Origin of the sequence: Pseudomonas sp. 2822-15, from assembly GCF_002742515.1 — a bacterium.
Classification (GTDB): domain Bacteria; phylum Pseudomonadota; class Gammaproteobacteria; order Pseudomonadales; family Pseudomonadaceae; genus Aquipseudomonas; species Aquipseudomonas salomonii.
The window spans coordinates 533697-547137 of record NZ_LJRY01000183.1; the positions used below are offsets into that span (position 1 = coordinate 533697).

The following is a 13441-nucleotide window of genomic DNA, read 5'->3' on the forward strand; positions in this document are numbered from 1 at the left end:
TTCTTTCAGGAAAACTGCAGTGCCTTTACCGGGGCCGCTTCGCGACCCAACGCAGGACAAGCCTGCTCGCCACAACAGCCCACTTGCCACTAACCGGTTGTGTAGATATCGATGGCCATCGCGGGCAAGCCCGCTCCCACATTTTTGGTCTTCACCACCTTCAGCCCTTGTCTACACTCAATTGCATCCCAGGAGAGTAAGCGCTCGGCAACTCGCCGGCACAGGAGTGCTCGATGTCTCCCCGACTTGGTTCCAGGCAACGTGGCGCAATCGGCCTGATGGCTGCCGGCGTGTTGGCGGTGGTGCTGGCCTTTACTTTGCTGATGATCGACAGCGGCCGCCTGTACCTGGAGAAGCGCAAGCTGCAAGGCGTGGCGGACACGGCGGCGCTGGAAGCGGTGAGCCGCAGCGGCACGTGCCTGAGCGGTTTGAGCGCGGCGGCGTTTGCCGGGCAGAGTGTGGCGCGCAATCATTTTGTGGTGGGCAGCGGCAATACCCTGGTGACCCAATGCGGCAACGTAACCACCGCCGCGTCGGGCCGGCGCATCTTCAGTGCCAACCCTGCGGTGTCATCGGCGATTCAAGTGGTGGTGAGCAAAACCGTGACCACCAGCGTGGCCGCCGGGGTGTGGGCGTTGTTCTCCGGCAACCCGGTGAGCCTCAATACCGTATTGACTGCGACCGCCGTGGCGGCGGTGCCCACGCCGCCTTCGGCCCAACTGACCCTCAACAGCAACCTGGCCAGCGTCAACACGGCGAGTGCGAGCCTGTTGAATCCGCTGTTCAGTGGCTTGCTCGGCGGCAACGTCAACCTGACGGTCGCCGGGTGGAATGGTTTGCTCACTACCAATATCAACCTGCTCAGTTACCTCAACCAACTGGCGATCAACCTCAACGTGACCGCCGGCAACTACACCCAGCTGCTCAACACCACCGTCACCGCCGCGCAGTTGATCCAGGCCGCGGTCACCGTGCTGACCGCCAACGGCGCAACGGCGGACGTGATCACCGCCCTGGGCAGCTTGCAAGTCGCCGCGATCAACCAGGCACCGTTGACCGTCGGGCAGATTTTGCAATTGCAGACCGGCACCACCGCTGCGGCGCTGAATGCCAACCTGCAGGTGTTCCAACTGATCCAGGGGGTGGTGCAACTGTCCAACAGCAAAAGCGCGGCGGCGGCGACCTTGCCCGTGAGTGTGCTGGGGTTGGCCAATATCACCACCCAGGTCAAAGTGATCGAACCGCCGCAGTTGTCGGCCATCGGCAACCCGGTGCTGGCAGCGGCAAACCCTACAGGGCCAAATAAAATTTACGTACGCACCGCCCAAGTGCGCACGCAAGTGACCGTGAGCTTGCCGGTATTGAGTGCGTTGTCGGGGCTGAACACGGCGGTCAACGACTTGTTGGGGCCACTGACGCCGGTGCTCGGCAGCCTGCTGAGCCTGAACCTGGTGAGCACCATCAACTCGGCCTTGTGTTTGCTGGGCGCCGGTTGCCAGCAGGCGGATTTGCTGGTGCTGCCCGGCAACCTGCCGATTAACGTCGTGCTGGATGCCGGCGCCGCGAGCAGTTACGTCACCGCCTACAGTTGCCCGACCGGCAACGCCGGCACCAAGAGCCTGACGGCATACACCACCACCTCGCTGGCGTCGTTGAATGTGGGCAGTATCACCAATGCGTTTTCCAGCACCTTACCGATGACGGTAGCGCCGTTGCCGCTGATCGATATTGGCACCAAGACCTGTCACAAGATCCTCGGCATCGGCAGCTGTGACCCGCGCGTGCCGTTTGCCGGTGGCGGTATCGCGATCAAGGTGCAAAGCCCGATTGCGGCAAGTAATCAAACCCTGGTGTTCTCCAGTACTACGCCATTTGCCACACCACCGAATGTGGGGCTTACACCGACCTACAAGGCCGCGACGCCGGCCACCAATGTGGTGAGCAGCCTTTCAACCACGCTCAATGGCGTGGGCATCACGGCGTACCAACCGTCCGGAGCAAGCCCGCTGGGCATTCTGGCGCCTACGGTCACAGCGCTGCTCGGTGGTGTCAGCGCCATCGTCACTCCCGTCGTGGATGGCCTGCTCGGCCCGCTGCTCAACCCGATCCTCAACAACCTGCTGAGCATGCTCGGCATCAGCCTGGTGAATGTGAACGTCGGCGCCAACCTCACCTGTGGCCAGACCGGCGAGGCCTACCTGGTGATTTAAACGTCGGTGGCCCTGGGCAGTTCCACGCAGAACCGTGCGCCGTGTTCGCCATTGCTGACGCTCAGGCGCCCGCCCATGTTCTCGACAATGCCGTAACTCACCGACAGGCCTAAGCCTGTGCCCACGCCAATCGGCTTGGTGGTAAAAAACGGCTCGAAGATGCGCTCCAGCAAGCGTGGGTCGATGCCGCCGCCGTTGTCTTCGACCCAGATGCGCACGTGGCGGCTGTCGTGTTCGGTGTGCAGGGCGATCCAGGGGCGCAGTTCGGGGTTCTTCTCGCGTTGGCTCAACAGCGCATCGCGGGCGTTGACCATCAGGTTGATCAGCACTTGCTCCAGCTGGTCGACGTAGCCTTTGACCTGCACCGGGATATCCGCCTGGGTCAGGCGCACTTCAACGCCTTTGCCACGCAGGCCTTCACTGAGCAACGACAAGGTGCCCTCCAGTGCCTGCGCCGGGTCGAAAGGTTGCTGCTCGACCTCCGAACGGCGGCCGAACACGCGCATATGGTCGACCACCCGCGCCGCACGCTGCACCTGGGCGTCGATGCGCTGGAGCTTTTCGGTCAGATAATCGATCTGCACATCGCCAGTGCTCAGGCGCTTGAGCACATTGACGATGGCCATGCGCATCACGTTCAGCGGCTGGTTGATCTCATGGGCCAGGCCGGTGGCCATTTCGCCGAGGGTGGCCATTTTTGCGCTTTGCGTGAGTTGCTGCTGGGAGCGCCGCACTTCGGTGTTGTCGCGGCCCACGGCCTGCACTTCGACCAGGGCGCCGCGCTCATCGAAGACGCCTCGGTCCGACCACACCCACCAGGCATGTTCGCGGCCAGGCAATTGCAGGCTGATTTCCGCCGTGCTCACCGGGAACTCCGGCGTCAACTGCCGGATGCGCTGCACAAACGCTTCGCGCTGTTCGGTCGACAGCCATTCACCCAGGTTCACCCCGCGCAACTGCGCAGGCGGGCACTCCAGATAATTGGCCAGCGGCGTGTTGCCGAAGGTCAGGGTCAGGTCCGGGCGATAGCGGCAGATCATCGCCGGGGAGTCTTCGACGAGGATGCGGTAACGCTCCTCGCTGTCCTTGACCTGCTGGGCGGCCAGGGTCGCTTCGGTCACATCCAGCCACAGGCCGACGGCTTCGACCGGCACGCCCAGGTCGTCGCGCAGCAGCTTGGCTTCGTCGAGCAGCCAGTGGTAAGCCCCGTGGGTGTCTTGCACGCGGTAACGGCTGCGCACGCTGCCTTCACGCAGCAGTTGGCGGGTGCGCTGGAAGTACAGGTCGCGGTCGTCCGGGTGTACCCATTGCACCAGGCTGTCATGGGTGCATTCGGCGAGGGTGCGACCGAGCAAGGGCAGCAGGCTGTGACTGAAAAACACCGGTTGCAGCGCGCCATTCATATAGCGCTGCACATAGATCACCGCCGGTGAGCTGGCGATCAGGTTGTCCAGGCGCGCGCGGGCGGCGTCGGCTTGCAGTTGCTGGTTCTGGATGTCGCTGATGTCGAGCATAAAGCCGACCCAGCGCCGCTGTTCACCGGCGCCCAGCACCTGGCCCTGCACGCGATACCAGGTCGGCGTGGCGCCGTCGCCACGGTTCAGGCGCACGCTGGCGAGCAAGGGTTTGCCGAGGGTTTGCAGGTCGCGCAGGCGGCTGTGCAACTCCTGGCGGTCGGCCGGGTGGATGTGGTTCAGCCACGCCTCGAGGGGTTGCCGGGTCGGGCCGTCTTCCGGGTCGAGGTTGCGCATCAATTGGGTGGCAAGCTGGATTTCGTCGCTGGCGGGCAACAACTCAAACCAGCCCGTGCCCAACAGGCCTTGCAACGCTTCCTGGCGTTCGAGTTGTTGATGGTGACGGTGTTCGCGCAGGCGGCTGAGCAAGGGCGCGGCGAGGGCGGCGGCGAGGTTCAGCCAGTCGCGGTCGTTGCTGTGTGGCTGGCCGCTGTAGGCGCCGCACAGCAGCCAAGCGGCGATACCTTGACCGTCGCGATAGGGCACGAGGAAGCCATCGGCATTGCCGAAAATGCTGTGCAAACGCGGGTGCTCGCCGCGCCCATAAGGGGCTTGCAGGCTCAGCGGCGTGGTGCCGTTGAGGCTGTCCAGGCAGGTGCCCAGGCGCTGGCCGGTGTGCCAGAACAGCGGCGCGTCATGGTTGGCGTACTGGCTGTAAATCACCCAGCCCTGGTCTTCTTGATCGAGCAGGGCCAGGGCCACACAGGGAATACGCCAGCGTTGCGTCACACTGCACAACTGTTCGTTGAACACCTCGGGCAGGCGGCTGAGGCTGCACACGCGCAGTTGCTCACTGACGCGGCTGGTCAATTGGTGGTTCTGTTCGCGCTGCTCGGCCAATTGCCGGCTGTCGAGCAAGTCGCCAATGTCTACGGCGTGCAGCAGCCAGCCATTGTCATAGGGTTCAAGCGTGCCGCGGGTGTGCAGGATTTGCCCGGCGATCCCGTGGAAATCCAGGTCGAGGCTGTGGCGCTGCCAGTCGGTGGGCACGCCTTCAACCGTCACGGCGCTATGGGCACTCAGCAGCGCTTGCAAGTGCGGCGAGTTAACCAGTGGCGGCAACTGTGGGCGCAGCGTGCCGTTGAGGTCGAGCACGCGGCCCTGGCTGTCCAGGTGCACGTGCAGCCCGGCAGACGGCGGCGCGGGGGGGGCGATGTCCAGCGCACCATTGCGACCGAGCAGGCGCCCGAACAACCTGTCCCCCGAGGTCAAAACTGCAGGCTCGACTGGGCCTGCAATGTCGTCGGCAGTTGCGGCACGGTGCCGATGCCCGGCAGGACAATAAAGGGCAGCACCGCCTGGAGGTTGGCCGACGGGTAGTTGATCTGCACCAGCAACAGCCCACCGGTAAAGGTGGTGGTGACGTGTGTGGCTGCGTTGAATTTGTAGGCGTCAGGAATCCACCCCAGGCGGGCAGCCACCGCTGATTTGGCAGTGGCCTGTACGGCGGCGGGGTAGCCTTGCATATTGGGGTCCAGCCCCACGCTCAGGCGCACGGCTTCGGCGGTGGCCTGGTTGAACGACTGCAACAGCAGCAGCGGCAGGCTATAGCTGACCGTGCCGTAGAACACGGCAAAAAAAATCACGAACACGGCAATGAACTCGATGGCTGCCGTGCCTTTTTGCTTCTCGGGGAGGCTTGTTTTCATCACCGCGTCTACCCTGACGGCTACTACTTGATATCAGCATAGAATCAATCGGCGAAAAGGGATGTTTTTTACGTGATCCATAGCGCAGTGGTGCTGTTGTGGTTGGGGCTGTGTGCCGTGCAGGACGTTCGCCAGCGCTTGCTCGCCAATCGCCTGACGCTGGGCGCGGCCTTGCTGGCGCTGATCTACCTCGTGTGGACGGGCCACACCTGGCTTGGCGCTTCCGTCGGGCAGGGCCTGTGGGCGTTTTTTCTGGCGCTGCTGCTGACCTTGCCCGGTTACGCCCTGGGCCGCCTGGGCGCCGGTGATGTAAAGCTGCTCGCGGCCCTGGCGTTGGCCTCCAATGCCGATTACCTGCTGGGTTCATTTGTAGGGGCCGCCGTCGCCAATCTGCTGTGGCTTTTGGCAGCGCCAAAGCTTTGGCCGCTTATGAGTCAAGGGGTTAAAAACCATCTGGGTTATCTGGCACCGGATCCGTCAAGAAAACTGCCTTTTGCGCCGTTTTTGCTGGTGGGTTTTATAGTCGCGTGGTTTTGGATCCATTAATCGTTTGAGGGTATTAACGCTATGTACATAGTCGGAAAGTGCGTCTACGTTTAATACGTGGCTGTACAGGAAAATTCGTGGTGAAGGATTAGTCAAACTTTTGGCTTGCAATGCATGGAGTAGCGCGTGAACAAGCTTACCTCTGCAGTAAAAGTGCTCGTGGTCGACGATCAGCCGCTGATTGTGGAAGAGCTCTGTGAATTTCTTGAAAGCAGCGGTTTCCGCTGTGTCCCGTGTGAATCCAGCCAGCAGGCCTTGAAGCGTTTTACCGAAGACGCCGAGATTGGCCTGGTGTTGTGCGATCTGCATATGCCGGACATGGACGGCATCGAGTTGGTCCAGGAGCTGCAGAAGGTTGCGGGCAAGCAGCGCGCCTTTGAGGCGATCATGTTGACCGGCCGCGCGGACAAGCAGGATGTGATCAAGGCGCTGCGCGCAGGCATCGCGGATTACTACCAGAAACCGATCAATCTCGATGAACTGCTCGAAGGCTTGCAGCGCCAGGAAGCAGCGTTGGAGGAGCGTAAGAAAGAGCTGCAACTGGGGCGCTTGAACCAGAAGCTGCAATTTCTTTCCGAGTCCATCAACGACCTGTACCAGGACCTCGACAAGGCACGCCGCAGCCCGCCAGGGCATGAGGGTGACGAGGTGCCTGCAGAGGAGGCCGGGACGCTGGAGATTCCGGCGATCTTCAACCAGCTGTCCCCACGTCAGCTGGATGTTGCGCGGCTGGTGGGCAAGGGGCAGACCAACTACCAGATCGCCTGCGAGTTGGGGATTACCGAGAACACCGTGAAGCTGTATGTGTCCCAGGTGCTGCGCCTGACGCACATGCATAACCGCACGCAGTTGGCGCTGGCGTTGTCGCCCAGCAACTCGGCGATGCGTCAGCGAGTCACGGCCCACTGATCACCTGTGGCAGCGGGCTTGCCCGCGAAAGCGGTGGATCAGTCAATTTATCTGTCACTGACCCACCGCATTCGCGGGCAAGCCCGCTCCCACAGTTGACCGAGTTCGACTTCAGCGATGTGGTCCTATCAATTACCGCTCTTTACCGTCCCGCCTGCCTTCTGATCGAAGTACTCCGGAATCGTGTGCTTGTAGCTTTCCAGCAAGCGTTGCGCCGCCAGGTCACGTTCGGCGGCGGAGGCTTTTTGCCGGGTGTTTGATGCGGCTTTCCCGCTGGACTGCAAGGTCAGCCAGCTTTCGGTCACCGCCTGCTGCGGCGATGACGGGCCGGGCTCAATGGCCATGACCGTGAGGGGCAACGCCAGCACGGCGAAGCTGGCGAGATACGGTATTTTCATGATCAATTCCTCGGGGTGCTGGCGGCATCACTCACGGTCGCCACTTGGTCTTTGGCCTTGGCGACGGGAATGCTGGCGCCCTTGAGTTTCTCGGCGCGGGCCTGGGCGTCGGTGACTTGTTCGGGGCTCAGGTTCATTTGGCTGGCCACTTGTGCGGCCTGCTTCCAGTTGTCCTGATAGATCAGCAGGGTGACCAGGTTGATCGCCGCCAGCGGGTCGCTCTGCTTGAGCTCCATGGCGGTCATGAATTCGAAGCGCGCGTCTTCCAGGCGCAGTTGGTCGAGATACACCACGCCCAGGTCATTGCGGATTTTTTCATCGGTCGGCGCCAGCCGCGCCGCACGTTGCAGGTGCGCCATGGCTTGGCTGTTGTCGCCCTTGGCCGAAGCCAATTGGCCCAGGCCGTGCTCGCCTTCGGCCGCCATGCAGGTGCCGATCAGGCTTTGATAAAGCCCCTGTGCCTCGGCGCGTCCGAGCAGGCGATACGCCTTGGCCTGGCGCAGGCGTACCTGAGGCAAGTTGGCCGGCAGGTTTTGCAGGTTGGCCAGGCTGGCGTGCAGCTTGCCGTCGCCAGCCATTTCATCGGCCAGGTTCAGCGCCAGTTCCTGGTCAGACCCAGGTTTGGGGCAACTGCCGCCCGTCGTCAGGGCCGCCCACGGCGTTTGGCCGTTGGTGGCGCAACCCCCGAGCAGCAACAGGCTCAAACCGGCAATCAAGGCTTTCATCGGGCGGTCCTCATAAGTGACTCAAGGCCCGGGAGATGCCGATGAACGCCGGCCCCCCGAGCACGATCAGCAGGGCGGGAAACAGGAACACCATCATCACCACCGACATCTTTGCCGACATCTTCGACACGAATTCCTGAATGCGTGTGAGGCGGCGGTCGTCGAGCAATTGCTTGAGCGCCAGCAGCGATTTCATCGCGCCGCCGCCTTGCTGGACCAGTTGCTGGAGGATGGTGCAGGTGTCGGTGAATTCATCCACGGCCAGCATTCGCGCGGTCTTGCCCAGCTCTTCGCTCAGCTCCAGGCCGGAGTCGACACGCGTCAGGATCAGGCGCAGTTCATAAGTCAGGTCCGGCAGCAGGCGCTGCGCTTCAATGCTCAGCACGCGCAGCGCTTGTTCCACCGCCATGCCGGACTCGAAGAGGATGCGCAGCAGCGGAATGAAGGTCGAGACCTCACGGGAAATGCGCTGCTGACGGGCCTTGGCGGCCCAGGCCAGGATGCGTTTGGGCAACAGGTAGCCGATGCCCAAACCGATTGCGGGCGCCAGCCACGGCGCGGCCGTGTGGGGAAACAGCAACTGCTGGCCCACCAGCACCACGCCCAGCGCCAACAACGGCGTGCCGACCTGCAGGGCGGCGAACATGGAGCGTTGGCTGGCCTGGCGCCAACCGACGCGGCTGAGCAGCAGCTGGGTTTCGTTGTCCAGGCTGACCGAGCGTTGCGCGATAGGGCTGTTGCCCAATTGGCGCATCAACGTATTGAGCGTGCGTTCACGCCCCATCTGGCCCTGCAAGCGCTGGGCGACCAGGCGCTCGCCGCGCCGGTGTTTGAGCAGGTTGGCCAGCACCAGCGCCAGGGCGGCCAGGAGCAATACGGCGCTGATCAGCAGTGGGATAGCCATCTCATACGCTCCGCAGCATGCGCCACAAGGCGAAACAGCCCAGCAGCTGCATGCCGAGTGCCACGAACAACAGCATGCGCCCGGTGCCGTCGTTCCACATGGTCATCAGGTAAGCCGGGTTCACCGCCAGGAAGTAGCCGATCATCGAAATCGGCAGGGCGCCGAGCACGTAGGCGGTCACGCGGGTTTCGCCGGTCAGGGCGCGCAATTGGCGGGCGGCCTGCTCGCGCTCGCGGATCATCTTGATCAGGTTTTCCAGCAGTTCGCTGGCGTTGCCGCCATAGCGATGGTTGATCTTCAAGCCCAGCGCAAACAGACGAAACTCATCACGCTCGTAGAACTCGGCAAAGTCGTGGGTCGACTCCGGCAGGCTGACGCCCAACTGCACGTTGCGCTGGATGCGGCCCATGGCCTGTTTCAGCGGGTCTTCGGTGATCTCGATGCCACCGAGCACCGAGTCGGCCAGGGTGCGCCCGGACTTGAGGCTGCGCACGGTGTGGTCGAGCAATTGCGGCAGCTGTTCGATCATGCGCTTGATGCGCCGTTGGTACCGCCAGGCAATGTACAGGCGCAGCAGCAACGGCGGCAGCACCAGCATCACCAGCAGCCCGAGCCAACCGGCCACCAGCAGCCCCAACGCCACGCCCAGGGCCCAGATCGCCAGCCACAGGCCCAGGCTGTCCGTGGGTTTGCCCAGGCCTGCGCGCAGGAACATCCGTTCCACGCCACTCCACTGGTTGGCTTGTTCGCCGGACTGCGGCTGGCCCTCGGCGAGCCGGCTCAGTACCCGTTCGGTCTGGGCACGGCGCAGGCCGTTCTGGAAGGAGCGGACCGACAGGCCGATCAGGATCAGGCAGATGAGTAGCAAAATGGCCCCGGTCATGGTCATGTCCCTTTCAAGGCTAAGCCGGTTCGCGGCGCAGTTTATCGCCGGCGGGGTTGACCGCTTCGCGCAAGAAACCGAAGCCGGTGCGCCGGTCATGGCGGAACAGGGTATTGGTCACGTACACGTCTTCGCGGATACCCACCACCTCAACCACTTCGCTGACGCAACGACGCCCGTCCGGCAAACGGGTCAACTGGATCACCACATCGAGCGCCGCGCAGATCATTTGCCGCAGGGTTTTCTCCGCCACCACGCGGCCGGTCAAACCCACCAGGGTTTCAAGGCGCAGCAGCGCGTCGGCGGCGTTGTTGGCGTGCACGGTACTCATGGAACCGTCGTGGCCGGTGTTCATGGCAGTGAGTACATCAAGCACTTCCACGCCACGGATCTCGCCAAGGATGATGCGGTCGGGGCGCATCCGCAGGGCGTTGCGGATCAGGTCGCTGGCCTTGACCTCACCGTGGCCCTCGGCATTCGGCGGGCGGGTTTCCAGGCGCACCACGTGGGGGTGGCCCAGTTGCAGCTCGGCCACGTCTTCGATGGTGACCAGGCGTTCATGGGGGTTGATCAGTTGGCTGAGAATGTTCAGCAGCGTGGTTTTACCGGTGCCGGTACCGCCGCTGATCAGGATATTGCAGCGCTTGCCCACGGCTTCCTGGAAGAAGTCGAAAATGTTCTGGTCGATGGTCTGCATTGCCACCAGGTCGCTGCTTTTGAGCATGTCCTTGCGAAACTTACGAATCGACAGGCACGGCCCGTCCAGGGCAATCGGCGGGATGATCGCGTTGACCCGGCTGCCATCCGGCAGGCGTGCGTCGACCATCGGCGATGACTCATCCAGGCGCCGCCCCAGCGGTGCGAGGATGCGTTGCATCACGCGTTCAACGTGGTGCGAATCGATAAAGCGCAGGTCGCTTTGATGCAGCAAGCCGTCACGTTCGATAAACACCCGATGCGGGCCGTTGACCAGGATTTCGGTTACGGACGGGTCGCGCAGCAACACTTCCAGCGGGCCGAAACCGGTCAGCTCATCGACGATCTCTTCGGCCAGGCGTTCCATCTCATACCGGGAAATCGCCAGGTGCATGCGGTTGATGTATTCGGCCACTTTGTCGATGACAAACTGCGCCAACAGCGGGCGTGAACCCTCCAGCAAATTTTTCCCCGACTCCTCGATGGCATCGATGATGTAGCGATGCAGCACCAGCTTGAGCCCGTCGTGGTCAGTGTTGCCACCCAGGCTGCGGGCGGGGGCGCCGAAGAGTTTTTCACCGTTCATTTTCCAGCCCTCAGCAGGCGTTCAAACCAGGTGTGCGAGGGTTGCTTCATGCCTTCGGAGCGCTTTGCCAGGCGCTCGCCCAAGGTTTTGAGGTTGTGGGTCAGGGTTTCGCGTGGGGCCAGGGCGAACAGGGTTTGCCCTTGGTTCTTGGCATTCAGGCGCACCTCCGGGCTCAGCGGCAGCACCGCGACCACCTCCAGGCCATAGCTTTTGCTCAGGGCGTCTGCGTCGGGCGCGCAGCCTTTGATGTAGCGGTCGACCAGCAGCTTGGCGTGTTCCAGCTTCATGCCCTTTTCGCGCCACTGGTTCAGCACGCCGAGGTTGCGACGGCAGTCCAGCACGCTTTGGTCGGTGCACCACAGCAACTTGTCGCAGTGGCTGACAAAGGTGCGCAGCGCTTCGCTGTCGGGCTGGCCGGCGAGGTTCACCACGATGTGCTGGAAGTGCTGGCGCAAGGCACTGAGCAGCATGTACAACTCGGCTGCGCTGGTCTGTTCCAGAGGCTCGTCGTTGGGGGCGTAGGCGAGAATGCGCAGGCCGTCTTCAGCGCAGGTAAACGCGCTGTTGATCAAGGTGGTGTCCAGGCGTCTGAGGTGGCGCAAGGCGTCGCCGAAATTGAACGAGCTTTCCAGCCCCAGCAACGCCAGGCTGTCACCGCGCGGCAGGCCCAGGTCGAGCAACAGGGTTTGCTGGCCGCTCTTTTGCACCACCAGCGCCAAGTGGCTGGTCAGCAGCGCGCCGTCGGCGTTGCTTTGGGTGCCGTAGAGCACGGTGAGGCCACCCAGTTGAGTGTTGGTGGCCACCGGCGGCAGGCGTTTGCTCAAACGGCGCACCAGCCCGGCGACTTCGCTGGAGCGTGAGCCATAGGCGACAAAATCGCGGGCGCCGGCGCGCATGGCATTGAGCACCAACTGGTTGTCCATGCCATCGCCGAGGGCGACGATGGCGAGCATCGGTTTGGCCTCCAGCGCGCCTTCGATCAGCGCGCTTTGGGCCACCACGTGTTCGCGGTCGAGGCCGATAAACACCAGGTTGGCGAAGGTCACGTCCACCAGCGCGAGCAACTCGTCGAGGGTGCCGCTGCCGGCACTGACAACTTGGCCAAGCGGTGCCAGGGCGCCCTGCAGCCATTCCAGGTCGGTGGTGTTGCGGGTGATTGCCAGAAACGTCTGGCTCAGGCTATCGCTCATTGAGACAACCCATTAAGTCGGTCGAAATTGCCGTTTTCCAGGAAGTACAGGCGGTACCAGTTCGGGTCGTAGTTGCGCAGCTTCTCGCCGGGCAACGACGGCAGTTGGGCATTGGCGGCCAGCGGCTGCACCAGGTGCGGGGTGACGATCATCAGCAGCTCTTTGTCCTGGCGGTTGACCGAGGAATCACGAAAGAACGCGCCGAGAATCGGGATATCGCCCAGGCCTGGAAACTTGCTGATAGTGGTGGTGTTGGTGCTGCTGATCAGGCCGCTGATCACGAAACTTTCACCGTCGGCCAGTGACACGCTGGTGTCGGTGCGGCGGATGGCCAGTGCCGGCACCTGGACGCCTTGTATGGTCACGGCGTTGGTGTAGTCCAGCTCGCTGACTTCCGGCGCCACCTTGAGAGAAATACGGTTACGGTCGACCACTGTCGGCGTGAGTGTCAGGCGAATGCCGAATTCCTTGTACTCAATCGAGATGTTGTTGCTGGCGCTGCTGGGTACCGGGATCGGCACTTCGCCGCCGGCCAGGAACGTCGCGCTTTGCCCGCTCAAGGCCACCAGGCTTGGGCGGGCCAGGGTGTAGGCAAAACCGCTGCTTTCCAGTGCGTTGATCATGGCGGAGACACGCCCGCCACCGAAGCCGATATTGAAGTTACTGTCGCTCACCGGCAGTCGAAAGGTGCCGGCAGTCGGGGATACCAGTTTAGGGCTGCCCAGGAAAAAGTTGCTGCCGATGCCGAGGATCTTGGTGCTGGCTTCCTTGAGTTTGGAGCGGCTGACTTCGACGAAACGGATATCGGTCTGCACCTGGCTGGGCAGCGTCGGGTCTTCGGACGGCGACAGCGACAGGCTGGTCAATGCCGAGGTGGCCTTGCCTTTGACGAACACCATGCTCTGGCGCGGCGTGTTCGAACAGGCCGTCCAGACCATCAGGCTGGTGGTGCCGGAGGCGATGCCGGTGAGCAGGAAGCCGCGATCACCGTTGAGATGTACGTCGGCGATTTTCGGGTCGCCGATGGCCAGGCGCGTGATAGCGACGGGGGATTGCAGTTCCTGTTGCAGGCCCTCGCCCACGGAGAGCGCTGCGGGTAATTGGCCCAGGCTGCCGCAGTTGCCCGGGGCGGCTGCAACGAGCTCCACAGACAGGTTCGACAGCATCAGGGCACAGGCGATTTTCAGCGTGAACACCGGTGCGAAACGTCGGTTCATGCACAGCATCCTTG

The 13441-nt window shown here is 62.8% G+C and carries 12 protein-coding genes; 3 read left to right on the forward strand and 9 right to left on the reverse strand.

Going from position 1 to position 13441, the window contains the following annotated elements; genetic code table 11:
• Positions 1 to 233: 233 nt before the first annotated feature.
• Entirely contained in the window at positions 234 to 2210 is a 1977-nt protein-coding gene (locus AOA59_RS14515) for a pilus assembly protein TadG-related protein (RefSeq protein WP_099488014.1), read from the forward strand.
• On the opposite strand, the gene AOA59_RS14520 is transcribed toward AOA59_RS14515, so the two are convergent.
• Positions 2207 to 4936 (reverse strand): ATP-binding protein, encoded by a 2730-nt coding sequence (locus tag AOA59_RS14520; protein ID WP_099488016.1) that lies wholly within the window; start codon positions 4934 to 4936, stop codon positions 2207 to 2209. The two genes, AOA59_RS14515 and AOA59_RS14520, sit on opposite strands and share 4 nt — an antisense overlap.
• On the reverse strand, positions 4933 to 5373 hold the full coding sequence (locus AOA59_RS14525; protein WP_099488017.1) for a TadE/TadG family type IV pilus assembly protein: 441 nt from the start codon (positions 5371 to 5373) through the stop codon (positions 4933 to 4935). Before AOA59_RS14525 ends, AOA59_RS14520 begins: the two co-directional genes overlap by 4 nt.
• 72 nt (positions 5374 to 5445) lie before the next feature.
• Between AOA59_RS14525 and AOA59_RS14530 the strand changes: the two genes are divergently transcribed.
• Entirely contained in the window at positions 5446 to 5919 is a 474-nt protein-coding gene (locus tag AOA59_RS14530) for a prepilin peptidase (protein ID WP_099488019.1), read from the forward strand.
• 126 nt (positions 5920 to 6045) lie between these two features.
• On the forward strand, positions 6046 to 6828 hold the full coding sequence (locus AOA59_RS14535; RefSeq protein ID WP_065930596.1) for a response regulator transcription factor: 783 nt from the start codon (positions 6046 to 6048) through the stop codon (positions 6826 to 6828).
• A gap of 128 nt (positions 6829 to 6956) precedes the next feature.
• On the opposite strand, the gene AOA59_RS14540 is transcribed toward AOA59_RS14535, so the two are convergent.
• Genes AOA59_RS14540 through AOA59_RS14570 form a run of 7 tightly spaced genes read right to left on the reverse strand, consistent with a single transcriptional unit; the run spans position 6957 to position 13427 of the window.
• Positions 6957 to 7226 (reverse strand): DUF3613 domain-containing protein, encoded by a 270-nt coding sequence (locus AOA59_RS14540; protein ID WP_099488021.1) that lies wholly within the window; start codon positions 7224 to 7226, stop codon positions 6957 to 6959.
• Positions 7227 to 7228: 2 nt separating this feature from the next.
• Positions 7229 to 7951, reverse strand: a complete 723-nt coding sequence (locus tag AOA59_RS14545; protein WP_099488023.1) for a tetratricopeptide repeat protein — start codon at positions 7949 to 7951, stop codon at positions 7229 to 7231.
• 10 nt (positions 7952 to 7961) lie between these two features.
• Positions 7962 to 8855: a type II secretion system F family protein gene (locus tag AOA59_RS14550; RefSeq protein ID WP_099488025.1), complete on the reverse strand. Its 894-nt coding sequence runs from the start codon at positions 8853 to 8855 to the stop codon at positions 7962 to 7964.
• A gap of 1 nt (position 8856) precedes the next feature.
• Positions 8857 to 9738 (reverse strand): type II secretion system F family protein, encoded by an 882-nt coding sequence (locus AOA59_RS14555; RefSeq protein WP_065930918.1) that lies wholly within the window; start codon positions 9736 to 9738, stop codon positions 8857 to 8859.
• A 19-nt stretch (positions 9739 to 9757) separates the two neighbouring features.
• Complete coding sequence (locus AOA59_RS14560; RefSeq protein WP_065930593.1) at positions 9758 to 11020, reverse strand: CpaF family protein; 1263 nt, start codon at positions 11018 to 11020, stop codon at positions 9758 to 9760.
• Complete coding sequence (locus tag AOA59_RS14565) at positions 11017 to 12210, reverse strand: pilus assembly protein (RefSeq protein ID WP_099488026.1); 1194 nt, start codon at positions 12208 to 12210, stop codon at positions 11017 to 11019. The genes AOA59_RS14560 and AOA59_RS14565 overlap by 4 nt, the downstream gene beginning before the upstream one ends.
• A complete protein-coding gene (locus tag AOA59_RS14570; RefSeq protein ID WP_099488028.1) occupies positions 12207 to 13427 on the reverse strand; it encodes a type II and III secretion system protein family protein in 1221 nt (406 codons plus the stop codon). The genes AOA59_RS14565 and AOA59_RS14570 overlap by 4 nt, the downstream gene beginning before the upstream one ends.
• Positions 13428 to 13441 lie beyond the last annotated feature (14 nt).

Coding starts and splice junctions, on each gene's coding strand:
- AOA59_RS14560 (WP_065930593.1), bottom strand. CDS start 11,020: ATGAACGGTGAAAAACTCTTCGGCGCCCCCGCCCGCAGCCTGGGTGGC.
- AOA59_RS14555 (WP_065930918.1), bottom strand. CDS start 9,738: ATGACCGGGGCCATTTTGCTACTCATCTGCCTGATCCTGATCGGCCTG.
- AOA59_RS14565 (WP_099488026.1), bottom strand. CDS start 12,210: ATGAGCGATAGCCTGAGCCAGACGTTTCTGGCAATCACCCGCAACACC.
- AOA59_RS14570 (WP_099488028.1), bottom strand. CDS start 13,427: ATGAACCGACGTTTCGCACCGGTGTTCACGCTGAAAATCGCCTGTGCC.
- AOA59_RS14515 (WP_099488014.1), top strand. CDS start 234: ATGTCTCCCCGACTTGGTTCCAGGCAACGTGGCGCAATCGGCCTGATG.
- AOA59_RS14545 (WP_099488023.1), bottom strand. CDS start 7,951: ATGAAAGCCTTGATTGCCGGTTTGAGCCTGTTGCTGCTCGGGGGTTGC.
- AOA59_RS14550 (WP_099488025.1), bottom strand. CDS start 8,855: ATGGCTATCCCACTGCTGATCAGCGCCGTATTGCTCCTGGCCGCCCTG.
- AOA59_RS14540 (WP_099488021.1), bottom strand. CDS start 7,226: ATGAAAATACCGTATCTCGCCAGCTTCGCCGTGCTGGCGTTGCCCCTC.
- AOA59_RS14525 (WP_099488017.1), bottom strand. CDS start 5,373: ATGAAAACAAGCCTCCCCGAGAAGCAAAAAGGCACGGCAGCCATCGAG.